Below are 25362 nucleotides of genomic sequence, written 5' to 3' on the forward strand. Positions count from 1 at the left end.
TTAAAAACAATATTTATATGTTGTAGCTAGGAGATTTCAATATGCAAGACCAATCCGTTCTATCCTTGATCGGCAATACGCCGCTGGTGAGGGTGGCGCATCTGGACACCGGCCTGTGCGAGTTGTATCTGAAACTGGAAAGCCACAATCCCGGCGGCTCGATCAAGGACCGGGTGGCGCTGTCCATGATTGCCGCAGCCGAGCGCGAAGGCAAGCTGCGACCGGGCGGCACCATCGTCGAGGCCACCGCCGGCAATACCGGCCTGGGCCTGGCCTTGGTGGCCGCGCAAAAGGGCTATCGCCTGGTGCTGGTGGTGCCGGACAAGATGAGCCGCGAGAAGATTTTGCACCTGCAGGCGCTGGGCGCGGAGGTGGTATTGACCCGTTCCGACGTGGGCAAGGGGCACCCGGAGTATTACCAGGACCTGGCCGCGCGCATCGCCAAGGACACGCCGGGCGCTTACTACATCGACCAATTCAACAATCCGGCCAACCCGCTGGCGCATGAAACCGGCACCGCGCCGGAAATCTGGGCGCAGATGAACCACGAACTGGACGCGGTGGTGGTGGGCGTAGGCTCCAGCGGCACGCTGACCGGGCTGACCCGTTTCTTCGGCCGCGAGGCGCCGCAGTTGGAAATCGTGCTGGCGGACCCGGTGGGCTCGGTGCTGGCCGATCATGTCGAGACCGGCCGTCACGGGGAGGCCGGCAGCTGGCTGATCGAAGGCATAGGCGAGGACTTCATCCCGCCGCAGACCGATTTCAGCCTGGTCAAGCGCGCCTACCGCATCAGCGACCAGGAAAGCTTCGACAGCGCCCGCCTGCTGCTGAGCCGGGAGGGCATTCTGGCCGGTTCCTCGTCCGGCGCGCTGCTGGCGGCGGCCTTGCGCTATTGCCGCGCCCAGACCACGCCCAAGCGCGTGGTGACGCTGGTGTGCGACAGCGGCAACAAGTATCTGTCCAAGATGTACAACGATGACTGGCTGGTGGACAACGGCCTGGTGGAACTGCCGCGGCTGGGCGATCTGACCGATCTGATCGTGCGCCGTCACGCCGACGGCAGCACCGTGTCTTGCCACCCGGACGAGCCCTTGAACGTGGTCTACCAGCGCATGCGCTTGCATGATGTATCGCAGCTGCCGGTGCTGGCCGACGACAAGGTGGTCGGCATCCTGGACGAATGGGATCTGCTGCTGTCGGTGCACGGCGAACCGGAGAACTTCCGCCAGAACGTGCGCAGCGCGATGACCAGCGAAGTGCGCACCCTGTCGCCGCAGGCCTCGCTGCAGGACTTGCTGCATATTTTCAACGATGGCCATGTCGCGCTGATGGTGGACGGCGAGCGCTATCTGGGCCTGATCACCCAGGCCGATCTGCTGGCGTTCTGGCGCCGCCAGCCGCGCTCGCGTTCCATTTAGCTCCACTCGATCCAGGTCGGTCCAAGCGGGACCGGCCATCCGCATTGCGAGAAAAGACCATGACTGATTTCAATACTTTGTCCATTACCGCCGGCCTGCACCAGGATGCGTTCGGCGCGGTGATTCCGCCCATTTACGCCACCTCCACCTACCGGCAGTACGCGCCGGGCGAGCATAGCGGCTACGAGTATTCCCGCTCGCAGAACCCGACGCGCGAGGCATTGGAGCGCGCCTTGGCCGAGCTGGAAGACGGCGTGCGCGGCTACGCCTTTCCGTCCGGCCTGGCGGCCATCGCCACGGTGCTGGAGCTGCTGCCGGCCGGCAGCCATCTGATCGCGGTCAACGATCTGTACGGCGGTACCTACCGCTTGTTCGAGCAGGTGCGCAAGCAAAGCGCGCAGTTGGAGATCAGCTATGTGGCGTCGGAAGATCTCGCCGCCTTGCAGGCGGAGATCCGGCCGAATACTCGGATGATCTGGGTGGAAACCCCATCCAATCCGCTGAACCAACTGGTGGACCTGGCGGCGGTGGCCGATTTGGGGCGACGGCACGGCCTGATCACGGTGGCGGACAACACCTTCGCCTCGCCGGTGGTGCAGCGCCCGCTGGCCTTCGGCTTCGACATCGTGGTGCATTCCGCCACCAAATACCTGAATGGCCATTCCGATGTGATCGCCGGCGCCGCGGTGGTCAGCCGCCAGCGGCCGGAGCTGGCCGAGCGGCTGGCCTTCCTGCACAACGCGGTGGGCGCGGTGCTGGACCCGTTCGCCAGCTTCCTGGTGCTGCGCGGCCTGCGCACGCTGGCCTTGCGAATAGAACGTCACAACAGCAATGCGCTGGCGGTGGCGCGCTGGCTGGAAAGCCAGCCGCAGGTGGAGCGGGTCTTGTATCCGGGCCTGACCAGCCATCCGCAGCATGAGCTGGCGCGCAGCCAGATGCGGGGCTACGGCGGCGTGGTGTCCTTCTATCTGAAAGGCGACGCCGAAGAGACGCGGCGGGTGCTGGCGCGCCTGAAGCTGTTCACGTTGGCGGAGAGCCTGGGCGGCGTCGAGAGCCTGGTGTGCCTGCCGGCGGCGATGACGCATGCGTCTATTCCGGCCGAGCGCCGGCGCGCGCTAGGCATTGCCGACAATCTGATCCGCCTGTCGGTGGGCATAGAGGGCGAAGCGGCGCTGATCGAGGACTTGCGCCAGGCATGGCAATAGCCGGCGGCGCCGGGTTAGAATTCCGTCATCGCTTCGATACACACAGAAGGGGAATCGCATGAGCATTTATCGTCACAAGCAGGGCGCGCGTCTGGCTGAAGCCGTGGTCACCAATGGCTTGATCTTCCTGGCCGGCCAGGTGCCGGAAAACACCGAGGCCGATGCCAAGGCGCAAACCGAGAACGTGCTGGGCCAAATCGACGCGCTATTGGCGGAGCTGGATTCGGACAAGAGCAAGATCGTCGATGTCACCATCTTCCTGGCCCATCTCGCTGACTACGATGCGATGAACGCCGCCTGGGACGCCTGGGTGCCGGCCGGCAATGTGCCGGCGCGCGCCACGGTGGAAGCCAAGCTGGCCAACCCGGCCTGGAAGGTGGAAATCAAGCTGGTGGCCGCACGCTGAGCAAGCCCCCATTCGATGAAAAGCCCACGTCATGCGACGTGGGCTTTTTTTATCGATTTTCGCGGGCTGTCTGCTGGGCCAAAGGCCAGCAGGAAATAAGGACGGGCGTTTCTATAACCTTAGTGTTTGCGACGTAATGCTAATGGCATTGCGTCGCTTTGGTTTTTCCCCAACCCATACGGAGCCCGAAATGAAACAAGCAGCTTTAGCGATGGCGGTATTGGCGGTGCTGGCCAGCGGCGCGCAGGCGGAGTCGAAACAGCCCGATCCGATGCTGCGCCAGGCGGCGGTCAAGGCCTTGCAGCCCTTGTTGCCGCTGGCCAAGGGCGAGCAGCTGGACATGCTGGTGGAAATCAACCGCGACAGCGTGGACGGCGACTGGGTGTTGGGCTCGGTGACCCAGCCCTTGCCGGTGATGACGACGATAGCGGCGATGGATCATGTGCCCTTGTCGCGGCTGTTCCTGGCGCGGCGCGATGCGCAAGGCTGGACGCTGGAGCTGGAAAGCAGTTCGGGCTTCGCCGCGATGCTGGAGCAGGCGCCGGCCGGCTGGCTGAGCGCGGAAGAACGACAGGCTTGGCGCAGTCAGCTGGCCAGGCCGGGGCAGCCGTTCGCGCCCAATGCCACCAATCTGGGCCTGCCCTGGCGCCAGGGCGCGGCCTGGCGCATGACCGGCGGGCCCCACGGCTATAGCGGCGAGAGCCAGCCTTACGATTCCATAGACTTCGCCGGCGGCGACGGCAGGGTGCTGGCGCCTCAGGCCGGGGTGATCTACAAGAGCTGCGTGCGCGGTGGCAGCGGCTTGGTCAAGCTGGTGCACGACAACGGCTTCTCGTCCACCTATTACCACATGATCAATCTGAATACGCTGGCGGACGGGACGCGGGTCAATCCGGGCGCGTATCTCGGCACCATAGGCAATGGCCTGCCGTGCGGCGGCAGCACCACCGGCCCGCACGTGCATTTCTCCCTCTTGTATCAGGGTCGAGCCGAGCCGGTGAACGGCAAGCTGTTCGGCGGTTGGCAGTTCTTCGCCGGCAGCCGCGCCTATCAGGGTTATGCGCTGCGTAACGGCACACGGGTCAATGTCGGCGGCTTGCTGAACAATTACGGCGGCGGAGGCGCGCCGACCGGCGCCAGCGGCGTGGCGACGCCGGCGAAGGGAGAAGGGCAGGTGAATCTGCGCAAGGCGCCCAGCCTGAGCGCGGGCATCACCGGCTCCGTAAAGCGCGGCGACAGCGTCGCCTTGCAATGCCATGTGCGCGCCGAGGCGGTGGACGGAGTGTGGGGGCGCACCGATGTGTGGAACCGCACCCGCGGCGGCGACTGGATCAGCGACGGCTTCCTCGACACCGGCAGCAACGCGCCGGTGGTACCGCTGTGCGCGTCGGCCAGCCGGCCCTGGTGAGTCGGGCGCGGCCGGTTTAGTAGGCGCCGTCGAAACGCAGGCCGGCGGGCAAGGGCTCGCCGGCCTGGAAGGCGGCGACGGCGGCGCACAGCTGCTCGGCCAGACTTGGCTGCTGGGCATTGACCGGCACCAGGTCCAGGCTGCGCATCCAGGTCAGTTGGCGCTTGGCCAACTGGCGGGTGGCGGCAATGCCTTTGTCGATGAAGGCTTGTTCATCGCCGATGCCGTCCAGGTATTCCCAGGCTTGGCGATAGCCGACGCAGCGCATCGACGGCAGCTCCAGCGTCAGCGCCGGATACTGCTCGCGCAAGCGCCTGACTTCGGCCAGGAAATCCTGTTCCAGCATCAGTTCGAAACGCTGCGCGATGCGTTGATGCAGCCAGGCGCGCTCCGCCGGCACCAGGCCCAGCGACAGCAGGCGGAAGTCGGCCGCGGCTTCCTTGCCGCGCGCCAGCAGCCGCGACATCGGCTCGCCGCTGAGCAGGCAGACCTCCAGCGCGCGGTGAATGCGCTGAGAGTCATTGGGATTGAGGCGGGCGGCGGTGTCCGGGTCCAGTTGCGCCAGCCGCGCATGCATCGCCGGCCAGCCGGCTTGCGCGGCGTCGGCGTCCAGTTGCGCGCGCAGCGTCGCGTCGGCGCGCGGCAGATCGGACAAGCCTTCCAGCAAGGCCTTGTAATACAGCATGGTGCCGCCCACCAGCAAGGGCAGCCGGCCGCGGCCGTTGATCTCGCGGATCAGCCGGTTGGCGTCGGCGTGGAACTGGGCGGCGGAATAACTGTGCAGCGGGCTGATGATGTCGATCAGGTGGTGAGGGCATTGCGCCATTTCCGCCGCGCTGGGCTTGGCGGTGCCGATGTCCATGTCGCGATAGACCAGCGCGGAGTCCACGCTGACGATCTCCACCGGAAAATGGCGGGCCAGCTCCAGCGCCAGGCCGGTTTTGCCGGAGGCGGTGGGGCCCATCAGCAGGATGGCGTGCGGGATGTCGTTCATGGGCGGGTCTTGCGGTTCAATCATCGGATTGTCGCATAAGCGGCCCATGCCCGGACAGTCCACCCAAGGCTCAGGAGCCGGACTCCGGCGCCGGCAGCGTCCGTTGCCGGCTGGCGCGCCACCAGCCGCCCAGGGTGATCAGGAACCACATGCACTGGTTGACGAAGGAGGCCAGGTTGAAGTGGTTGGACAAGGAAACCAGGATGCAGACCGGGCCGAGCAGATTGAGGACGAAATAGCGCGGGTCCGATGTGCGCAGGCCCAGCAATTGATGGCCGACATAGGCGGTCAGGTAGCTGATGACTCCAATCAGGCCGATGAAATCGTACATGGCGGCGGCTCCTGGGATAGGGGGGCGCTACAAGGACAGCGCTGGCGACGCGGCGGCAGCCTGGTGGAAGGGCGCGCTGGAGCGTGGCAATGGCGGCCGCCGGCGAATGTGATCCGCGATTTTCTCGGCGATCATGATGGTGGGCGCGTTCAGATTGCCGGTGACGATGCGCGGCATGATGGACGCGTCCACCACGCGCAGGCCGGACACGCCGTGTACCCGGCCTTGATGATCCACCACCGCCATCGGGTCGTCGGCGGCGCCCATCTTGCAGCTGCCGGACGGATGCAGCGCGGTTTCGGCGTGGGTTTGGACGAAGCGGTCGATCTCCTGATCGCTGCGCACCGCGGCGCCCGGCTGGATTTCCCGGCCGCGGAAGGATGCGAGCGCGTCCTGGCCGATGATGTCCCGCGTCAGCCGCACCGCGGCGCGGAATTCGCGCCAGTCGGTGTCGTGCGCCATATAGTTGAATTGCAGCAAGGGTTTGGCGCACGGATCGCGGCTGGCCAGCTTGACGTGGCCAGTGCTGGGCGAGCGCATCGAGCCGACGTGGCACTGGAAACCATGCATCTTGACGGCGTGGCTGCCGTCGTAATTCACCGCCAGCGGCAGGAAGTGGTATTGCAGATTGGGATAGGCGAAGTGTTCGCCGCTGCGGATGAAGCCGCCGGCCTCGAAGTGATTGCTGGCGCCGACGCCGCTGCCGTCCAGATACCATTGAGCGCCGATGCGGGCCTTGTTCCACCAGCGCAGGGACGGGTACAGCGACACCGGCTGCCGGCATTCGTATTGCAGATACATTTCCAGGTGGTCCTGCAGATTGGCGCCGACGCCGGGCAGGTGGGCGACGATGGCGATTTCGTGGCGGCCGAGTTCGGCGGCGTCGCCGACGCCGGAGCGCAGCAGCAACTGCGGCGAAGCCACCGCGCCGTTGCAGACGATGACTTCGCGCAAGGCGCGGGCCTGGTGGCTGCGCTCGCCCTGAAGGTATTGCACGCCGGTGGCGCGCGCGCCGTCGAACAGGATGCGGTCCGCCAGCGCCCGGGTTCGCACCGAGAGATTGGCGCGGTCGCGAGCTGTGTCCAGATAAGCCAGCGACACGCTGCAGCGCCGTCCTTTAGCGGTGGTGGTGCGGTCCATGGGGCCGAAGCCCTCCTGGCGATAGCCGTTCAGATCGTCGGTGCGGCCGTGGCCGGCTTGTTCGCCGGCCTGGATGAAGGCTTCGAACAAGGGGCTGATGCCGGCCTTGGGCGTGGTGACATGCAGCGGCCCGTCGCTACCGTGATAGTCGTTGGCGCCCTTATCGTAGCTTTCCGCCTTGCGGAAATAGGGCAGGCAGTCGGCATAGCTCCAGTCGCCCAGGCCGGGCAGCTCGGCCCAGCCCTGGTAGTCCAGCGCATTGCCGCGGATATAGACCATGCCATTGATCAGCGAGGAGCCGCCCAGGCCCTTGCCGCGCGCCTGCGCCATGCGGCGCCCGCCCATATGCGGCTCCGGCTCGGTCAGATAGGCCCAGTTGTAGGTGCTGCCTTGCAAGGGATAGGCCAGCGCCGCCGGCATCTGGGTGCGCCAGTCCAGCCGCCAGTCCGGCCCGCCGGCCTCCAGCAGCAGCACGCGGACATCGTTGTCCTCGCTCAGCCGCGCCGCCAGCACGCCGCCGGCGGAACCAGCGCCGACGATGATGTAGTCGTATTCCTGAGTGGTGCTCATCTTGACTCTCCTAGGACGTGAACGAAGGCGGGATCGGGCGAAGCGGCGCTCAAGCGCCAAACCAGCCCATGGGCTTGGGCGCCAGATTGATGTAGCTGTGCTTGAGCTCGGTGTATTCGTCCAGGCCGATGCGCGACAGCTCGCGGCCGATGCCGCTGGACTTGAAGCCGCCCCATGGCGCTTCCGGGAAGTAGGGGTGATAGTCGTTGACCCAGACGGTGCCGAAGCGCAGCGCGCGGCTCATGCGGCTGGCGCGCTCCAGATCCCGCGTCCACACCGCCGCCGCCAGGCCGTATGGCGTGCCGTTGGCGAGACGCAGCGCCTCGGCCTCGTCGTGGAAGCGTTCCACGGTAATGACCGGGCCGAAAATCTCCTCTTTGGCGATGAGCATGTCGGCGTGGACATCGGCCAGCAGCGTCGGCTGCAGCCAATAACCGTTGCGGTAGCGCTCGCCGTCCGGACGGCCGCCGCCGTAGACCAGGCGGGCGCCTTCCTTCACCCCGGCGGCGATCAGGCTCAGGATCTTGTCGTGCTGCTGGGCGGATTGAACCGGTCCCATCTGGCTGTCCGGCAGCTGGCCGGGGCCGATGACGATGCGCGGTAGCCGTTCCGCCAGCCGGCGCACGAACTCGTCATGAATCTCTTGCTGCAACAGCAGTCGCGAACCGGCGGAGCAGACCTGGCCGGCGTGGAAGAAGGCGGCGTTCAGCGCGTAGTCGACGGCGGTGTCGAGGTCGGCGTCGGCGCAGACGATGTTCGGGTTTTTACCGCCCAGCTCCAGCCCTATGCGTTTGAAGTTGCCGCTGGCGGCGCGCATGATGCTGGCCCCGGCCTGGGCGCCGCCGGTGAAGGACACCAGGTCAACGTCGGCGTGCTCCGCCAGTTCGGCGCCCACCTCGGCGCCGCCGCTGACCAGGTTGAACACGCCGGGAGGCAGGTCCAGCTCGGTCAGCAATTGGGTGAAGCGCCAGCTGCTCAGCGGGGTCAGGCTGCTGGGCTTGAGCACCACGCAGTTGCCGGCGCCCAGTGCTGGCGCGATCTTCCACGCCGCTTGCAGCAAGGGGTAGTTCCAGGGCGTGATCAGGCCGCAGACGCCCACCGGTTCATGCAGGGTGCGGCTGATTATGTGTTCGGGCGCGGCGTTGGCCTGGCCGCTGTCGGTGGCCACCAGGCCGGCGAAATAGCGGAAGGTGGCGGCGACATCGCCCATATCGGTGCGGCTTTCGGCCAGGGTCTTGCCGGTGTTCAAGGTTTCCAGCGCGGCCAGGTCTTCGCTGTCGCGTTCCAGCAACTGGGCGATGTCCAGCAGCAGGCGGCTGCGCTGGCGCGGAGTGCTGCCACGCCAGGAGCCGGTGTCGAAGGCGGCGCGCGCGGCGGCGATGGCGTCCTGGGCGTCGCGGCGGTCGCCATCGGCGGCAAGCGCGATCACGGTTTCGTCGCAGGGATTGAGAATCTGGCGGGTTTGCCGCTTGGCGGCGTCGCGCCATTGGCCATCGATGAAGAGCTGAGTGTGGATCATGCTTGGCCTTTCGGATGCAGTTAATGTAATTAACCATTGGTAAATTAATTTACCTTTGGTTTAATTGTAGTGTTGCTTTGCCGCGAGCTGCAATCCGGAAACGGCTATGGTTATGACGAATCTATTTGCTTTGGCTATATCAGCTATGGTCAAGCCGGGATGGAGGCCGATGCCGGCTTGCCGGTATCGAGGGCAATGGTCCGCTTCGGGATTTTTCCACCCTGGGTTAACATGCCGGCTGACGGCCGCGGGGTTGCGGCTTGGGCGCGTCGCCGCGCCATCATCGTCATGCGTCCAACTAGCCAGGAGGCGCGGCCAGCCGCCGCGACCAGTTCCGTGTTGCCAAACCAAGTCAGTCAAGCCGCTGTAGCCGCCGGGGATGAAACTTTCGCCCTTCGCCTGAAAGAAGTGCTGGGGCGCAAGCGCATCATGCTCAAACAAGTGGCGGAGGCCTTGGGCGTGTCGTCCGCCGCCGTGCACAAATGGACGCGCGGTGGCGAAATCGAATATCGCAAGCTGCGGGTGTTGGCGGATTTTCTCGGGGTCAACTGGGTCTGGCTGCGCTATGGCGAGCAGGCGGTGCTGGATCTGGCCACGGCGGCGGGCAGCGATGAGCAACTGACCGAAATACGACGCAAGCATCTGGCGGAGATCATGGAAAACGAAGCGCGAATGAAGTTCGCGCAGAATGTGTCCGGCATCGTCACTTGGGAGTGGAACATCCTGACCGATGCGGTGGCCTATTCCGCCAATGCCGAGCAATTGTTTGGCCGCCCGCTGCGCCTGCTGAATGATTTCTGGGCCGCGCTGGAACCTGCCGACGCGCCGGCCTTGCGGGCGCGGCAGGAGGAATGCTTGCGTTCCGGCGCCGCTTACGAGGCGGAGTTCCGCGTGCGCTGGCCGGCGGGCGACACGCGCTGGATCGCGTCGCGCGCCACCTGCGTGCTGGATGCCGACCGCCGGCCGGTGAAGATGATAGGCGTCAGCTTCGACATCACCCAGCGCTGCCTGGCGGAGCAGGCCTTGCGCCAGAACCAGGCCATCCTGGACAAGGCGCAGTCCATCGCCCATCTGGGCAGCTGGTTCTGGGACGTGGGCAAGGACGATTGCATCTGGTCGGACGAGGCCTACCGGATTTTCGGCTGGCAGCCGCAAGCCTTCAAGGTGACGATGGAGCGCTACTTCGCCGCCATGGTGCCGGAGGACCGCGAGCGCATCGATGCCGCCATCCGGCTGGCGATAGGCGAGCGCCAGCCTTACCGGGTGGAATACAGCATTCTGTTGCCGGATGGCCGCCGCCGCCATATTCACGAAGAGGGCGAGGTGCTGTACGGCGAGGGGCGAGCGGAGGCGATGATAGGCGCGACCCGGGACGTGACCGACAGTCGCCAGGCCGCGGTGGCCTTCAGTGAAAGCGAGGAACGCTTCCGCGAGATTTTCGAGCAGGCGGCTCTGGGTCTGGCGCATTTGGACCTGGACGGGCGCTGGCAGAAGGCGAACCGCCGGCTGGCGGACATGGTGGGTTATGCGCCGACGGAGATGGAGGGCTTGAGGTTCCAGCAACTGACTCATCCGGAGGACCTGGAGGACAATCTGCTGCGGCTGGATCAGTTGTTGAGCGGGGAGATCGCCCATTTTTCGCTGGAGAAGCGCCTGCTGCGCAAACAGGGCGGCCATGTCTGGGTGAATGTCAGTGCCTCGCTGAGCCGGCATCCCGTGAGCGGCGAGCCCTGGCATCTGATCGCGGTGGTGGAGGAGGTGGCCGAGCGCCGCGAGGCGCGCCGCGTGTTGGAAGCGGCCGGGCAGCGCAGCGAACTGGCGTTGCAGTCCATCGGCATGGCCAGCTGGGAGTGGGATCTCGCCGCCGGGCGGCTGCGGCTGTCGCCGTCGGCCGCGACGCTATTGTTTGGCGCGCCCCAGGAGGAGGTGGCGGAGCAGCGCTTTCTGGACGGCTTGCGCGCCGCGTCGCGGCAGCGCTGGTTGGATAGCCTGGAGGCGATTTTCAATATTTCCAGTCGCGCGCAATTGGATGTGCTGTGGCATGGCGAAGGCGGCAAGACCCTGCCTCTGGCCCTGTCCCTGGTGGCGCAGCGAGATGAAGGCGGCGTGCTCTGCCGTCTGATCGGAGCCTTGGGCCCGCGCTGAGCAGTACTCCGCAGTCACGGAAGCCAGCCGTTTGTCGGCTGGCTTTTTTCATGGTCAGTGTAAATTTTATTTACTATTGGTAAAAAAATTAACTTGTGGTAATTTTTAGGCCTAGTCTGGCAAGGCCGATGAATGTCGTCTTGTTGCGTTCGAACCAAGAATAGGCGCCGCGTGTTGCTCTGCGGCGTCCGAAACCAGGAGCTGACCGCTATGAGCAGCATGCACAGACAGCAGTATCTGCGCCGCCGGACCCGCTGGGGTTATGGCTGGGCCTTATGGGCGGCGGTATTGTGGGGCGCGTGGTATGTGCCGGGCACCGCGATCTGGCACGAGACGCCGCTATCCGGCCTGAGCCAGGGCTCGCCGGCGAACTTCCTGATGGCGGCGGCGGTGCTGACCGCCTTTCATGCCTGCCTGGTGGTGGTGTTTCAATTGTTCTGGCTGGCGGCCTTGGGCAAGCTGGCCGACTTCTTTCGCACGCTATGGCGGTTTGGCGGCATTTCCAAATGGTATTTCCTGGCGGCGGTAATGGGCGGCTTGCTGGCCAATTTCGGTTCCTACCTGGCCATGGGCTATGTGGGCGCGGTGTTCGCCGCGGTAGCCGGCTTGTTGTATCCGGTGGTGGGCGCGACGCTGGCGCGGCTGTGGTACCGCGAGCGGATAGGCCGCCGCGCGGCGCTGGGCATCGCGGTGATCGTATTGGGCGGCGTCGCCATCTATCTGCCGGCCTTGCTGGGCGAATTGGACACGGAGGGCGGCGCGCGCTGGCTGGGGTATCTGGGCGGCGCGCTGGCGGCGCTGGGTTGGGGCATGGAAGGCGCCATCGTCGGGCGGGCGATGGATGTGACCGACCCCGATTGCGGAGTGACGATACGCTATCTCGCCGAGGCGCTGTACTGGGTGTTGCTGATCCTGCCGGCCCTGGCCTGGCTGACGCCGCTGCCGGTGTACCGCCTGGCCGGCGAGCTGTGGGCGTGGCGGCCGCTGCTCTATCTGGCGGTGGGCGCCCTCAGCTTCGCTTTCTGCGCGGTGGCCTGGTACAAATCGTTTCCGCTGATAGGCGTGGGGCGCGGCCAGGCGATAGGCGCGTTCTACGCGATGTTCGCCACGCTGTTCACCGCCGCGTTCACCTTGAATTTTCCCGAGTGGTATTTCCTGATCGGCCTCGCGCTGGTGATTGCCGGCGGCTTTGTGATGGTGTCGGACAGCGAGCGCAACGTTGGCGCGGTGCGCCTGGTGGAGGAGGGGGCATGAAGATCCATATCAAGGGTTTTATCCTGCAGGCCTTGGCCAGGCAGCCCGGCTTGTGGGATATCGAACTGGCCGGCCGCATCTGCCGCGAATACCGCAAGCCGGAGGACGCTTATTGGCTGGGCATGGTGCGAGCCAATCTGGCCGATTTGAGCGCCAGCGGCCTGGTCGTGGCACTGAGCGAGCGCTGGCGTGCCGAGGATGGGCGCTTATTGTTCAATTACCGGATCAGTGCCTTCGGTCTGGAGCGCATGCGCCAGACCGGCCTGGCTTGAGGAGATGGTGATGTCCGGCTACTGGGCCTACGAGGGCGCATGTGTCTTGGCCATGGCGCTGATCGTGGTTCTGAGTTTGGCGGCCTTGCTCGTTGCCAGGCGCTATGTGCGCCGGTTGTGAGAACCTGCCCAAAGTCCGCCGCGCGCATTGGTTTTTGAAATGCTCGGCCCGCAGCCGAGCATTTCACGCTGGCGGCCGCAAGGCCTGGTTTCGTCATGGCTGGCGTTGAACAGGCTCTTACAGCTGAGCGGCGTAGGCTTCCAACTGCTCCAGGATGTGCTGGGCCTTGGCGTCAAGCTCGCCGGCGCGGGCCTCAGCCAGCTCCTGGCGGAACTGCGGGAAGCCGCGTCCAGCTTCGCCGTTCAGCTTGGTTTGGCGCCAGGCTTGCCAGCGCTGTTGTTCCTCACCAGATAGCGAGCGCGGAAAATTGCGCGCCCGGTAGCGGAACAGCAGCTCGGCCAGTTGCGCGTCTTCGAAAAAGGCCATCTCGCCGCTGAGCTGATCGGCCGACATCCGGCGCAGCTTGGTCAGCACCTTGCGGTCATTATTGGAAACAAAGCCGCCGTAGAGGTTTTCATCGACATCGCGGACGTCCCCGGCTTCGCGCTTGTAGACCTGGCGCCAGACCGGCGTCAGTTCCGGCAGCGCGCGCGCGTAATCGGCATGGCGCTGGATCGCGTCCATGTCCATGCTCCAATGCGCGGCGCGCTCCGGACTCAGCACCTTGAGATTGGCGACCACGAACGGCGATTTGTTGATGTGCACGGTCTTCAGCGGCAAGCGCTGCACGCCTTCCGGCAAGTCCTCGCTGCGGGTGTACAGGCGCTGGCGGATGGCGTCCGGTCCCAGGCCTTGCAGTTCGCGCGGATCGTGGGCCAGGTCCCAGACGATCACTTCATTGGCATTGTAGGGATGCGCCGCCAGCGGCCACACCACCGCCATATTGCCGCGCTCGGCGCCGTACATGCCGGAGATGTGCAGCGCCGGCTTGGGATCGTGCAGGCTGAGCTGGACCTTGACCGCGTCCTTCTTGCGCAGCGATAGATAGAAGTCGAACAACTTGGGCTGGCGCTGTTTGATCAGGCGCGCCAGCGCGATGGTGGCGCGCACGTCGGACAAGGCGTCGTGGGCGGCTTCGTGCGCCAGGCCGTTGGCGGCGCTCAGGTGCTCCAGCTTGAAGCTGGGGCGGCCGTCCTCGTGCTGCGGCCAGCTGATGCCTTCCGGCCGCAGCGCGAAGGTGGCGCGCACCAGGTCCAGCAGATCCCAGCGGCCGCACTGGTTTTGCCATTCGCGCGCATAGGGATCGATCAGATTGCGCCAGAACAGGAAGCGGGTGACTTCATCGTCGAAGCGGATGGAGTTGTAACCGACGCCTATGGTGCCCGGCGTCGCCAGTTCGCGTTCGATCACGCCGGCGAATTCGTGCTCGGCCACGCCGTGTTGCAAACACCATTGCGGGGTAATGCCGGTCAGCAGGCAGGCCACCGGGGTGGGCAGGTAATCGGGCGCCGGTCGGCAGTAGAGCATCACCGGTTCGCCGATTTCATTGAGGTCGGCATCGGTGCGAATACCGGCGAACTGCGATGGGCGGTCCTGGCGCGGCACGGCGCCGAAGGTTTCGTAGTCGTGCCAGAAGAAGCTGTGATTGGACATGGCGGCAACAATGCGGTGAAGTTGGCCGCATTGTCGCATCCATGGCGCGGCAGGGCCAGCCGCGCTGGCCTGCGTGTCAGTGCGGCTTCAATCCATCCACGAAGGCTTGCGTTTTTCCAGCATGGCCTGCACCCCCTCGCGGCCCTCCTCGCTCAGGCGAACGGCGACGATGCGCTGGATGCAGGTTTCCACCGTGGCTTCGCTGACCTCCTGGCCGGCGATGTCGGCCAGCAACCGCTTGGCTTCCAGCATCGCGGCCGGGCTGTTGATCAGCAGGTGATTGATCAGGAAGTCCACCGCCATGTCCAGTTCGTCTCCTTCCACCACCTGATGCACCAGGCCCAGGCGCTTGGCCTTGCCGGCGTTGAAGCGCTCCGCGGTCATGAAGTAGCGGCGGGTGGCGCGTTCGCCGATGGCGCGCACCATGTAGGGCGCCACCAGCGCCGGGATCACGCCCAGCTTGACGTCGGAAAAGCTGAACAAGGCTTCCGAAGCGGCGATGGACACGTCGCAGCAGGCGACCAGCCCGGCGCCCAGACCGAAGGCCGAGCCCTGGATCTTGGCGATGGTGGGCTTGGGCAGGGTGTCCAGCGTGCGCAGCAGCCTGGCCAGCAGCCGGGCATGGCGTTCCAGCTCCTCGCGGCCGAACTCGGCCATGCGCCGCATCCAGTCGATGTCGTGGCCGGCGGAGAAACTGATGCCGTTGCCGGTCAGCACCACGGCGCGCACGCTGGCATCCTCGGCCAGGGTTTCCAGCATGGCGGTGAGCAAACTGACGCCGCTATCGTCCAGCGCGTTCAGTCGTTCGGCGCGGTTGAGGGTGATGGTGGCGATTCCCTTGGGGTCAACGGCAAGCAAAACGGACTCGGCGGTCATTGGGTTTTCCTTGTTCTGATGGTGGAGGTTTCAGCCTTGGCCGAAACGGATGATGCTGCGGACAAACGCGTCGGCCGCCTCGATGTGCAACACATGGGCGACGCCCGGCAGGATTTCCAGCTGCGCGCCGGGCAGGCGCTCGTGTAATAGCTCGGCTTGGTATAGCGGCGTCAGGCGGTCCTCGTCGCCAACCAGTATATGGCAGGGCATGGTCAGCTCGTGTAGCCAGGTGCGCGCGTCATGATCGGCGACGCCCGCGATCAGCCGGATCACCGCATCCCAGTCCACCATGCCGGCGATCAACTTCATATCGTCAAGCAGGGCGGCGTTGCTGGCGAGGAAGCGGCTGGAAAACAGCCAGGGCACGCTGACGGCGTAACGCAAGTCCAGGCCGCCGCTGAGATTTGCTGCCAGCCAGCTGTCGCTGATGCGGTTATTGACGCTGTCGGCCCACGCCAGCGTGGCGGCCAGCAACAGCCGCGACACGCGTTGCGGATGACGGTGCGCGAAATGCTGCGCCACCATGCCGCCGTAAGACAAGCCAGTCAGATAGACCTGATCTATGCCCAAATGATTCAACAGACCGGCGGCAAGATCGGCCTGTTCGCTCAGCGGATATTTGTCCCCGCCGGGATGGTCGCTTTGTCCCTGGCCCAGGAAGTCGAAGCGCAGCAGTTGGAAATGGGGCTCCAGCTGCGGCTGCAGCAAGGCCCAGGCGGCGGTGGACATGGTGATGCCGTTGAACAGCGCCAGCATCTGGGAGCCCTGGCCGCTCATTTCGTAATAGACATCGTGTCCGGCGATTTCGGCATAGGGCATGGCGGAGCTCCTCGGTTCTGGCCTTGCGCGGCGTCAATTCATTCTAGAGCGTGGCGGCGCTTGCTGGGTAGCCGGCAAGCGCCATGACGGGTTTCTGAGCCGCGTGGACAGGATGGGTGTTTGACGAATTAAACAATTCCGAATCAGGCGCTGCCGCTGGACGCAAGCGGCTCGGCAGAGGCGTTCTTTGTTTGACAGGCTTGGCCGGGTGATGTGCGCGCGCCACAGCTGTGATGATTTTCTGATGGCGCTGGAGCTAGATGTTGTCAAATTTATTAAACGTGACATAGTCTTCTAGACAGGACTAAAACGACAAAGGCGCTTGCCGGCGCCGCGGCCGCCGAGCCGCGCGGATGGCGGCCATACAGAGGAGACATCATGTTGGCAACAGGCATGGCTGCGGCGGCATGGCCGCGCGCGCTTGCGGCGGGCCCGCCCGGCGGTCCTTAGAACCTGTTCATAGTCTGCTGTGCTTCGGCGATACGGCGTTGAAAACGACTTCGAAATGCTCATGTACCGTGTGTACATTCCGCTTTCTCAGCCGTTTTCGCCTTGTCTCGCTCTTGCTCGCGAGACTTTGAACAGGCTCTTAGACGCCGGGCATCAGGCCCGTCAGCGCGTCGGTCTGGACCGGCGCGATTTCAAGCAAGGAATCGACCGCTGCCGTGACGATCTATATAAAAGTGTCACAGGCAGCCGCAGCCGGCTCCCGCCGCTGCAAGATCGCAAGAGAGGAAGCCCATCATGACGCAAGCTGTTGCCGCCAAGCCGGCCCAGGCCGCCGTGGCCGCCCAGAGTCTCCAGGCCGCCAATGCCCGTTCCGACGACAAAGCCTATCTGCGCATTGCCGGCGTGCTGAAGAAATTCGGCGACCATGTGGCGGTGGACCATGTCGACCTGGATATCCGCAAGAATGAAATCTTCGCGCTGCTCGGCAGCTCCGGCTGCGGCAAATCCACCTTGCTGCGCATGCTGGCCGGCATGGAAACGCCGACCTCGGGCCGCATCATCCTGGACGGCGAGGACATGCAGGGGCTGCAGCCGTATGAGCGGCCGGTCAATATGATGTTCCAGAGCTATGCGCTGTTTCCGCACATGACGGTGGAGCAGAATGTGGCGTTTGGCCTGAAGCAGGACAAGGTGCCGCGGGACGAGATCGCCGAGCGGGTGGGCAAGATGCTGGACCTGGTGCAGATGCGCAAATACGCCAACCGCAAGCCGCACCAGCTGTCCGGCGGCCAACAGCAGCGGGTGGCGCTGGCGCGCAGCCTGGTGAAGCGGCCCAAGCTGCTGCTGCTGGATGAGCCATTGGGGGCGCTGGACAAGAAGCTGCGCCAGCAGACCCAGCTGGAGCTGGTCAATACCATCGAACAGGTGGGCGTGACCTGCATCATGGTCACCCATGATCAGGAAGAGGCGATGACCATGGCCAGCCGCATCGGCATCATGAGCGAAGGCTGCCTGCTGCAAGTGGGCACGCCATCGGAAATCTATGACTACCCCAACTGTCGCTTCACCGCGGAATTCATCGGCGAGAGCAATATCTTCGAGGGCGCGGTGGTGGTGGATGAGCCGGATCTGGTGGAGATCCGCTCGCAGGAACTGGGCGGAGACATCCGCGTGGATCACGGCATCACCGGCCCCAAGGGCATGCATGTCTGGGCCAGCATTCGTCCCGAGGATGTGAGACTGGACGTGAAGCCGCTGCCAGCGGGGCCGAACACCGCCGCCGGCGTGGTGGAGGATATCGCCTATCTGGGCAGCTATTCCATCTATCACGTGAAACTGGCCAGCGGCAAGGTCGTCAAATCGGTGGTGCCTTCGTCGCGCTGGTACGATGCGGCGGAAACCGCGCCCACCTGGGGAGATCCGGTCTTCGTCAGCTGGCGCCAGGATGTGCCGGTGGTGTTGACGCGCTAGCGCCCACGCACGCGCCGCAGCGGATGCCGCATGGCATCCGCTTTTTCTTCTCTTCCCGAGGCGTTTGATCCGCCCGGCTTTGGCCGCCATTCCTGCTTTCATTGAGAGGTCTTCATGCTTAGCTTTGCCCATCAGGCTCACGCTCCATCCTATTACGCCGCCACCGCTCTGCCCTGGGAGCCCGGAGCGGCGTTGCAGGGGCGTGTCGATTGCGATGTCTGCGTGGTGGGCGGCGGGCTGGCTGGGCTGTCGGCGGCGCTGAATTTGCGCGAGCGCGGTTTTTCGGTGGCGCTGCTGGAAGGCGCGAGCATCGGCTTTGGCGCATCCGGGCGCAACGGCGGGCAAGTGATTGCCGGCTACGCCTGCGGCATCGACACCTTGAGCGCGCAGCTAGGCGATGGCTTGGCCAGGCAGATGTGGGACATGTCGGTGGAGGCGGTGGAAATCATCGAGCAGCGCGTCAGCCGGCACCGCATCGATTGCGACTGGCGTCGCGGCTATGTCAGCGTGGCGGTGAAGCCGCGGCATATGCGGGAGCTGGAGGATTGGCAGCGCGAGGCGGAACAAGTCTACGGCTATGGCGGCATGCAGCTGTGGGGCAAGGCGGAGCTGGGCGCACGGCTGGCCAGCGAGCGCTATCAGGGCGGTTTGTTCGATCCGCGCTCGGGTCATCTGCATCCATTGAACTACACGCTGGGCCTGGCCCGCGCCGCGCGCGAGGCCGGCGTCGCCATTTATGAGCAAAGCCCGGCATTGCGGCTGACGCGAGGGGCGCGGCCGCAAGTGGCGACCGAGCGCGGCGTAGTCAACTGCGGCCAAGTGGTGCTGGCCTGCAATTCCTATATCGGCGCGCTGGTGCCGGAGCTGGAGCGCAAGATCATGCCGGCCGGCACTTATGTGATCGCCACCGAGCCTTTGGGGAAGGAGAGGGCCGCGGCCTTGATCGCCAACGACATGGCGGTGTGCGATACCAACTTTGTGCTGGATTACTACCGCCTGTCCGCCGATCACCGGCTCTTGTTCGGCGGCAAGGTCAGCTATTCCGGACACGAGCCGGCCAATCTCGCCGCCGGCATGCGCAACGATATGCTGCGGGTGTTCCCGCAGTTGGCCGATGTCAAGATCGATTACGCCTGGGGCGGGTATTGCGATATCACGGTGAACCGGGCGCCGGACTTTGGGCGGCTGGACGGCAATATCTATTACTTACAGGGTTTCTCCGGCCATGGCGTCAATATCACTGGCTTGGCCGGCAAGGTGGTGGCGGAGGCGGTGGCCGGCGATGCTTCGCGCTTCGATCTTTTCGGCAGGATTCGCCATAATGACTTCCCCGGCGGCAAATGGCTGCGCACGCCGGCGCTGGTGTTGGGCATGGCTTATTTCCGGATGCGCGATTATCTGTGATCCAATGCCGGAGTGGAGATGTCCCGCCCGTTCAAGGCAGCCGTCAGGCTGCCTTTTGTATTAGGACTAGCTCATGGCGAAGCGGGGTTTGAGCGTACTCAGGACGCGTCAAGGTAATCGTAGCCGCCCCAATCCAGCGCATAGGCGGTATGGTTGTCGGCGGTGCGTATCGGTTTGAGCAGGCCGTTTTGCTGCATGTAGACTAGGTGCTCATGCACGACGTCGGCGCTATACTCGCCGCCCGATTCGCGCGTCAGCGCCAAAAACAGCCCACGCTCCTCCAAATATTGAACATGCATGGTCTGCAGCAGGCGTAGGGTGCGGAAAATCAAGGTCTCGTTGCGGATCATGACAGATGGTATTTTATTTTTATGACTATTCATTTATCTGACACTTTAGTTTGGTGCGTCAAGAAATATGACATTATTGTTGCAGGGGGTGGGGCATGAGCGCGAAGCGGCCTGATTCTCCCTGCATCGCCGTGTGTTCCACCGCGGTTGGCGACGATATCTGCCGTGGTTGCGCGCGTAGCTTCGACGAGATCTCGCAGTGGTGCTTCATGGATGAGGCGGAGCGGGAGCTGGTGTGGCAGCAACTGCCGCTGCGTCAGCGCGGTCTGAAGATAGCCGCGGTGTTCGCCTGCCTGCCGCAACTCCACCCGCGTGATGATGGCGAGTGGATGAGCGTTCCCTGCCTGCCCTGGCTGTTTCGCATGGATGGGGACTGCTTGTGGTGGCGGCGCGGAGAGGAGGCGGCCCGTCAGCGCGACTGCGCCGGCTGGGGACCGGCGCAAGTGGCCGCGTTCTTGCGCGAGCAGGCGGAAACGGACAGCAACTGAGGAGAGGGCTTATGGCTCAGGACAGCTCTTTGACCGGATTTTGGGATGTGCGCTATCGCGATGGCGTTACCCCCTGGGAAGGGGCGCGCATGAGCGCGGCGGAGCTGGATTTTTTCCAGCGCCTGCCGCAGGGGCGAATCTTGATTCCCGGCTGTGGCAGCGCCGGGGATCTGCCGCTGCTGCTGGATTGTGGCCATCAGGTGCTGGCCATCGATTTCAGCGAGGCGGCGGTGGCGATCGCCCAGGCCCAATGGCCGCAGGCCGCAGCTTCTATCCGGCAGGCGGATTATTTCGCGCTGGCGGAGGACAAGCCCTTTGATGCGGTGTTTGAACGGGCGTTTTTGTGCGCGTTGCCGCCGCGGCTGCATGCCGATTACGCCAGCAAAATGGCGCGGCTGCTAAAGCCCGGAGGCGTGCTGGCCGGTGTGTTCTTCATTGCCGACACGCAACGCGGCCCGCCGTTCGGCTTGAGCATGCCGGCGCTGCGGGCTTTATTGGAGCCGGCTTTTACGTTGGAGTGTCAGCGGCAGCAGGCGGATGGCGTGCCGGTATTCGGTGGCAGCGAGTATTGGATGGTGTGGAGAAGGCAACACAAGTCAGGGGATTTGTAATACATTGACATTGCTGGTTTGATGGTAATCAATAGTCCACCGACTAGTGCGACAATAAGCGCGTCGTCGTTTACGATGGCGGGTTGAAGTCGATAAACAACAATAATTCCAAGCGACAGCGGTGAGCGAGGGCGGGCAGGTTCCGGCGAGCTCCCGTTGCTGAACAAGGATTGCGGAGCAAGAGGAGATGTCATGCAGTGGTTCTGGCGCGTGTATACCCTGGTGGAAAAGACGTTTTGGGATACGTTGACCAAGAAGTTGTGCAGTTTCTTTTTCATTAGCCTGTTTCAGCTGGGCATGGTGGCTTATGTCTACTACGTGCTGGAAAACATACGGGGGTCGTTGAAAGGGCAGGTCAGCTCGCCGCAAGTGCTGGCCGGCATCGAGTCCAGCATAGACGGCGCTTTGTTCTGGACCCTGGCGCTATGGGTGGTCAGCGTTGTCTTCATCGCCTTCATGGTGTGGTATCTGCGCTTCCTCATCGTCAGGCCATTGAAGATGATCATACAGATCTTCAATGAGATTGGCGCCGGCGAGGGCGATCTGTCCCGGGACATCCCCACGATCACCCATGACGAAATCCGCGAGCTATCGCTGTCCTATAACCGCTTTCTGCTGAAGATGCGCGAGATCATCAGCAATGTTCGGCTGATGACGGTGCGGATTGCAATGGATTCAGCGCGCACCCGCAAGAACGTGGTGGAGTCTCTGGACGGCGCGCGTAAGCAGGACCAATTGGCGACCCAAGTCCGCGCTGCCAGCGATCAGAGCACCGAGGGCGTGGGCCAGGTCACCGATCAGACCCAGGCGATTTCGGCGACCACGCTGGCCAATCTGGAAGTGGCGCGCGAGTCCTATGCCGAACTGAAATCAGTGGCGGAGAGCATTTACGACATCAATCTGAAGGTGGGGCATTTCAACCATACGGTGGATGATCTGAGCCAGCGTTCTTCCAGCATCAAGACCATAGTCGACCTGATCAAGGACGTGTCCGAGCAGACCAATCTGTTGGCGTTGAACGCGGCGATTGAAGCAGCGCGAGCCGGCGAAACCGGCCGCGGCTTCGCCGTGGTGGCCGACGAGGTGCGCAAGTTGGCCGAGCGGGTCAAACAGGCCACCGACGAGATCTCGCACAATATCGACGGTATGCTGGGACTGGTGTCGGAAACTCAGGTGGAGACCGCCCAGATCACCGAGGATACCAAGTCGGCGCGTGAAATCGTGTCAAAAGCGTCCGATCACTTCAGCAAGATGATGGGGGATTTTGAAAGCACCGCCAGCAGTCTTAGCCAGATCGCGGTCACCATGTCGGAATTCGTCGCCGCCAACGGCCAGGTCAATCTGCATGTGGCGGAAATCCATGAATTGGGCCACAAGGTGACCGACCGTCTGAATCACACCGAGGACTCGGCCACCAAGCTGTCCGGCGCGGCGGAGCAGGTGCAGCAGCTGGTGGCGCGCTTCATTCTGGGCGAGGGCGAGTTCGACCAGATCATGCAGGCGGCCCGCGGCGCGCGCGATGAGCTGCAAACGATGATGGAAGCCCAACAGGGCCTGGGCGTGCCCTTGTTCGATCAAAACTACCAGGCCATCCCCGGCAGCAAGCCGGCCAAATTCCGCACCCAGTATGATGCCAAGCTGGAGAAGCTGATGCAGCCGGTGTACGACCGCGCGGCCAAATCGGTGCCAGGCGGCGTGTTCTGTCTGGCGGTGGATAGCAATGGTTATGCGCCCACTCACAATAGCTGGTACAGCCAGCCCCTGAGCGGCGATCCGGACAAGGATCTGATCAATAGCCGCGATAAGCGCAAGTTCTCGGATGTGGCCGGTTTGCGCGCGGCGCGCAGTACCCAGTCCTTCCTGTTGCAAACCTATACGCGCGACACCGGTGAAGTACTGTCGGAAGTGGTACTGCCCATCATCTTGTCCGGCAAGCACTGGGGCGGTTTCCGCCTGGGCTTCAATCCGGAGCAATTGCTGCAGTCGCTGGGACAGGGAGCGGGACGGCACTGAGATATCGGGTAGGATAAAAAAAACGGAGGCCGCGGCCTCCGTTTTTATTTCCATGCCAGCCTTCAGAGCTGCAGCGGGGTCAGCAGGGTGATGACGCCCAGGCCCGCGAACAACAAGGCCGCTACGGTGTGCACCAGCTTTTGCGGCAGCTTCTTGGCGGCCACCTCGCCCAGTAGCACGGCGGGGACATTGGCCAGCATCATGCCCAGCGTGGTGCCGGCCACCACTAGCAGCAAGGCCTCGGGAAAGCGCGCGGACAGGGCCACGGTGGCCAGTTGGGTTTTGTCGCCCATCTCTGCAATGAAGAAAGCGATACAGGTGGTGCCGAACACACCGAAGCGCTCCAGCAAGCGGCTGTCTTCGTCCAGCTTGTCGGGAATCAGCATCCAGCCGGCCATGGCCAGGAAGGAAAGCCCCAGGCCCCAGCGCATGATGTCCGGGCCAATCTTGCTCATCAGCCAGTGTCCAACCGCGGCGGCGGCGAAATGGTTGAACAGGGTGGCGACGAAAATACCAAGGATGATAGGGGTGGGCTTGCGGTAACGGCCAGCCAGCATCAGCGCCAACAATTGGGTCTTGTCGCCGATTTCAGCCAGGGCAACGATGCCGGTAGAAATGAGAAAGGCTTCCATGAATACTCCGGGGGCTGCGCATACGCCATGACAAGCCTGCGCCGCAGCCCCGCGTTGCGCAGACATGTCATGGGTCTTGCCAAACGGAAGTCTTCGTCGCATGCACCATGGCCGTGGCGGCCAAGTGTGTTGATGCATGCCGGCGCTGTCATCTGCGCCGAGGCTACTCCCCCAGAACCCGGCGATTGTAAATCAGGCGGGGGTTCGCGGCAATCGTCTTACTGCAGCTGCGATGTGCACTGCGGGCAGCGGGAAGCTTTTTCCGGAATGCTGGACGCGCAGAACGGGCATTCCTTGGTGGCGGGAGCCGGCGCGGCGGCGGGTTCTTCCCGTTTCAGCCGGTTGATGGCCTTGACCAGCATGAAAATGGCGAAGGCGACGATGGTGAAGCTGACCATGGCATTGATGAACAGGCCGATATTCAAGGTGACCGCGCCGGCTTGCTTGGCGGCCGCGACCGATACGTAGGGGCCGACCTGCTTGCTGCCCTCTTTCAGCACGAAGAACAGATTGGAAAAATCGACATTGCCGATCAACAGGCCGATGGGCGGCATGATTACATCGTCGACCAGCGATTTGACAATGGAACCAAAGGCGCCGCCAATGACCACGCCGACCGCCAGATCGATGACATTGCCTTTCATGGCAAATTCTTTGAATTCTTTGATAATGGACATGGTTAACCTCTGTTTAAATAGCGTTAAGTATTATAAGACATCAGCCTGCCGTTTCTCTATAGCCGCAAACCATCATGCGGTGGAAACGGCGCGGCTTGGCAGACTGCCTAATAAGGCGCCGCCCAGGATCAAGACAATGGCGCTGGCGGCAACGGCATTGAGCTGACCTTGTCCACTGCCTATCAGCAGCAGGGTGGATAGCAGCGGCGTGGCATAAGACAAGGACCCGATCTGCCGCGGATCGCCTTCCTTCAGCGCGCGGTCCCATAAAAAGAAAGCGCCGCCCATGGGGCCGATGCCGAGCAGGATCAAGGACAGCCATTGCGTCTGGCTTGGGACGACGCTGGGTTCGAACAGGCTGTGGCACAACAGGGACAGCAGGCCGGACAGCAGGCAGAAACCGCCGACCGCGCTATTTGGGAAGCTGGGCAGGCGACGGGTCAGCAGGCTGAATGTCGACCATACGATGGCGGCGGCGATGGCCAGTAAATAACCACCGAGATGAGCGCCGGACAGCGCGAACTTGCCGCCGCTGACGATCAGCGCGGCGCCACAGAAACCCAGGATGCCGGCCAGGATGTGGCGGCCGTGTAGCACGGTGCCGGGTAACAGGATGGGCGACAGCATGACGATCAGCAGTGGCCATAGGTAATTCAGCAGATTGGCTTCCATGGCCGGCGCGTGCCTGAACGCGAAGAAGAGCAGGAAGTGATAGCCAAACAAACCATATACGCCGACCAGCAAGGTACGTGGCGGAACCTTCCAGTCACGGTAGCGGCGAATGCTGAGCAGGCTGCCGATCAACAGGCAAATGCCGACGACAAAGAAAGGGGGCAGGGAGCGGGTCTGGGCGCCAAGCGTCGCCAGCGAGGCCCAGAGCAGAATGGCGCCGCCGGCAAAGGCAATCGGTCTGGAAATCATTATTATTCCAAGTAGGTGGGTGCACCGATTGTAAGGCGGAAGCTGAAACGGAAAAAGCCACAATCTGGCGATTGTGGCTTTTAGAAATCTGGCTCCCCGAGCAGGGCTCGAACCTGCGACCTGCGGATTAACAGTCCGTCGCTCTACCAACTGAGCTATCAGGGATCATCCATGCGCTTGTTTTTTGGCTCCCCGAGCAGGGCTCGAACCTGCGACCTGCGGATTAACAGTCCGTCGCTCTACCAACTGAGCTATCAGGGATCATCCATGCGCTTGTTTTTTGGCTCCCCGAGCAGGGCTCGAACCTGCGACCTGCGGATTAACAGTCCGTCGCT

At 63.6% G+C, this 25362-nt stretch carries 23 protein-coding genes, 2 tRNA genes and 1 riboswitch; of the genes, 12 read left to right on the forward strand and 13 right to left on the reverse strand.

Features of this window, described 5'->3' with window-relative positions; translation table 11 throughout:
• The first annotated feature begins 41 nt into the window (after positions 1-41).
• From ACE3QM_RS09935 to ACE3QM_RS09950, 4 genes are all read left to right on the forward strand, one after another.
• The gene (locus tag ACE3QM_RS09935; RefSeq protein WP_374421572.1) at positions 42-1418 is read left to right on the forward strand and encodes a pyridoxal-phosphate dependent enzyme; all 1377 of its coding nucleotides are present in this window, start codon (positions 42-44) and stop codon (positions 1416-1418) included.
• Positions 1419-1477: 59 nt separating this feature from the next.
• Entirely contained in the window at positions 1478-2623 is a 1146-nt protein-coding gene (locus tag ACE3QM_RS09940; protein WP_374421573.1) for a PLP-dependent aspartate aminotransferase family protein, read from the forward strand.
• Positions 2624-2681: 58 nt separating this feature from the next.
• Positions 2682-3029 (forward strand): RidA family protein, encoded by a 348-nt coding sequence (locus ACE3QM_RS09945; protein WP_048410578.1) that lies wholly within the window; start codon positions 2682-2684, stop codon positions 3027-3029.
• Between the two features lie 190 nt (positions 3030-3219).
• Positions 3220-4437, forward strand: a complete 1218-nt coding sequence (locus tag ACE3QM_RS09950) for a M23 family metallopeptidase (RefSeq protein WP_231461944.1) — start codon at positions 3220-3222, stop codon at positions 4435-4437.
• Between the two features lie 16 nt (positions 4438-4453).
• On the opposite strand, the gene miaA is transcribed toward ACE3QM_RS09950, so the two are convergent.
• From miaA to ACE3QM_RS09970, 4 genes are all read right to left on the reverse strand, one after another.
• A complete protein-coding gene (gene miaA / locus ACE3QM_RS09955; RefSeq protein ID WP_374421584.1) occupies positions 4454-5431 on the reverse strand; it encodes a tRNA (adenosine(37)-N6)-dimethylallyltransferase MiaA in 978 nt (325 codons plus the stop codon).
• Positions 5432-5501: 70 nt separating this feature from the next.
• Positions 5502-5762 (reverse strand): hypothetical protein, encoded by a 261-nt coding sequence (locus ACE3QM_RS09960; protein WP_048410580.1) that lies wholly within the window; start codon positions 5760-5762, stop codon positions 5502-5504.
• A gap of 27 nt (positions 5763-5789) precedes the next feature.
• On the reverse strand, positions 5790-7472 hold the full coding sequence (betA, locus tag ACE3QM_RS09965) for a choline dehydrogenase (protein ID WP_374421574.1): 1683 nt from the start codon (positions 7470-7472) through the stop codon (positions 5790-5792).
• 49 nt (positions 7473-7521) lie between these two features.
• Positions 7522-8991, reverse strand: a complete 1470-nt coding sequence (locus tag ACE3QM_RS09970) for an aldehyde dehydrogenase family protein (RefSeq protein WP_374421575.1) — start codon at positions 8989-8991, stop codon at positions 7522-7524.
• Between the two features lie 429 nt (positions 8992-9420).
• Between ACE3QM_RS09970 and ACE3QM_RS09975 the strand changes: the two genes are divergently transcribed.
• The 3 genes from ACE3QM_RS09975 to ACE3QM_RS09985 all read left to right on the forward strand — a co-directional run bounded on the left by ACE3QM_RS09975 (position 9421) and on the right by ACE3QM_RS09985 (position 12662).
• The gene (locus ACE3QM_RS09975) at positions 9421-11136 is read left to right on the forward strand and encodes a PAS domain-containing protein (RefSeq protein WP_374421576.1); all 1716 of its coding nucleotides are present in this window, start codon (positions 9421-9423) and stop codon (positions 11134-11136) included.
• 210 nt (positions 11137-11346) lie between these two features.
• Positions 11347-12390 (forward strand): DMT family transporter, encoded by a 1044-nt coding sequence (locus ACE3QM_RS09980; protein ID WP_231461938.1) that lies wholly within the window; start codon positions 11347-11349, stop codon positions 12388-12390.
• Entirely contained in the window at positions 12387-12662 is a 276-nt protein-coding gene (locus ACE3QM_RS09985; protein WP_231461937.1) for a hypothetical protein, read from the forward strand. Before ACE3QM_RS09980 ends, ACE3QM_RS09985 begins: the two co-directional genes overlap by 4 nt.
• 238 nt (positions 12663-12900) lie before the next feature.
• On the opposite strand, the gene sbcB is transcribed toward ACE3QM_RS09985, so the two are convergent.
• From sbcB to ACE3QM_RS10000, 3 genes are all read right to left on the reverse strand, one after another.
• Entirely contained in the window at positions 12901-14316 is a 1416-nt protein-coding gene (gene sbcB / locus ACE3QM_RS09990; protein WP_374421577.1) for an exodeoxyribonuclease I, read from the reverse strand.
• Positions 14317-14403: 87 nt separating this feature from the next.
• Positions 14404-15192 (reverse strand): enoyl-CoA hydratase-related protein, encoded by a 789-nt coding sequence (locus ACE3QM_RS09995; protein WP_048410586.1) that lies wholly within the window; start codon positions 15190-15192, stop codon positions 14404-14406.
• Between the two features lie 30 nt (positions 15193-15222).
• Positions 15223-16011, reverse strand: coding sequence for an alpha/beta fold hydrolase (locus tag ACE3QM_RS10000; RefSeq protein WP_374421578.1), 789 nt, complete (start codon positions 16009-16011; stop codon positions 15223-15225).
• Between the two features lie 744 nt (positions 16012-16755).
• Between ACE3QM_RS10000 and ACE3QM_RS10005 the strand changes: the two genes are divergently transcribed.
• Together ACE3QM_RS10005 and ACE3QM_RS10010 are read left to right on the forward strand one after the other, a co-directional pair.
• The gene (locus ACE3QM_RS10005; RefSeq protein WP_231461932.1) at positions 16756-17931 is read left to right on the forward strand and encodes an ABC transporter ATP-binding protein; all 1176 of its coding nucleotides are present in this window, start codon (positions 16756-16758) and stop codon (positions 17929-17931) included.
• A 114-nt stretch (positions 17932-18045) separates the two neighbouring features.
• Positions 18046-19335, forward strand: coding sequence for an FAD-binding oxidoreductase (locus ACE3QM_RS10010; RefSeq protein WP_231461930.1), 1290 nt, complete (start codon positions 18046-18048; stop codon positions 19333-19335).
• Between the two features lie 98 nt (positions 19336-19433).
• On the opposite strand, the gene ACE3QM_RS10015 is transcribed toward ACE3QM_RS10010, so the two are convergent.
• A complete protein-coding gene (locus tag ACE3QM_RS10015) occupies positions 19434-19718 on the reverse strand; it encodes a hypothetical protein (RefSeq protein ID WP_374421579.1) in 285 nt (94 codons plus the stop codon).
• Between the two features lie 62 nt (positions 19719-19780).
• Between ACE3QM_RS10015 and ACE3QM_RS10020 the strand changes: the two genes are divergently transcribed.
• From ACE3QM_RS10020 to ACE3QM_RS10030, 3 genes are all read left to right on the forward strand, one after another.
• Positions 19781-20173 carry a DUF1289 domain-containing protein gene (locus ACE3QM_RS10020; RefSeq protein WP_231461929.1) on the forward strand — a complete coding sequence of 131 codons (393 nt, stop codon included), beginning with the start codon at positions 19781-19783 and terminating at the stop codon, positions 20171-20173.
• Positions 20174-20202: 29 nt separating this feature from the next.
• Positions 20203-20784: a methyltransferase domain-containing protein gene (locus tag ACE3QM_RS10025; protein WP_374421580.1), complete on the forward strand. Its 582-nt coding sequence runs from the start codon at positions 20203-20205 to the stop codon at positions 20782-20784.
• A 192-nt stretch (positions 20785-20976) separates the two neighbouring features.
• On the forward strand, positions 20977-22797 hold the full coding sequence (locus tag ACE3QM_RS10030; RefSeq protein ID WP_374421581.1) for a methyl-accepting chemotaxis protein: 1821 nt from the start codon (positions 20977-20979) through the stop codon (positions 22795-22797).
• A 62-nt stretch (positions 22798-22859) separates the two neighbouring features.
• Here the strand turns inward: ACE3QM_RS10030 and ACE3QM_RS10035 are convergent, their stop codons facing one another.
• From ACE3QM_RS10035 to ACE3QM_RS10055, 5 genes are all read right to left on the reverse strand, one after another.
• A complete protein-coding gene (locus ACE3QM_RS10035) occupies positions 22860-23429 on the reverse strand; it encodes a TMEM165/GDT1 family protein (RefSeq protein WP_048410593.1) in 570 nt (189 codons plus the stop codon).
• Positions 23428-23613, reverse strand: a riboswitch (yybP-ykoY riboswitch). It overlaps the preceding gene by 2 nt.
• Positions 23614-23647: 34 nt before the next feature.
• Positions 23648-24106 (reverse strand): large conductance mechanosensitive channel protein MscL, encoded by a 459-nt coding sequence (gene mscL, locus ACE3QM_RS10040; RefSeq protein ID WP_374421582.1) that lies wholly within the window; start codon positions 24104-24106, stop codon positions 23648-23650.
• Positions 24107-24178: 72 nt separating this feature from the next.
• Complete coding sequence (locus ACE3QM_RS10045) at positions 24179-25027, reverse strand: DMT family transporter (RefSeq protein ID WP_374421583.1); 849 nt, start codon at positions 25025-25027, stop codon at positions 24179-24181.
• An 89-nt stretch (positions 25028-25116) separates the two neighbouring features.
• Positions 25117-25192, reverse strand: a tRNA-Asn gene (locus ACE3QM_RS10050).
• Positions 25193-25212: 20 nt separating this feature from the next.
• Positions 25213-25288: transfer RNA gene (locus ACE3QM_RS10055), tRNA-Asn, on the reverse strand.
• Positions 25289-25362: the final 74 nt, after the last annotated feature.

Source organism: Chromobacterium sp. (assembly GCF_041912965.1).
Taxonomy (GTDB): domain Bacteria; phylum Pseudomonadota; class Gammaproteobacteria; order Burkholderiales; family Chromobacteriaceae; genus Chromobacterium; species Chromobacterium aquaticum.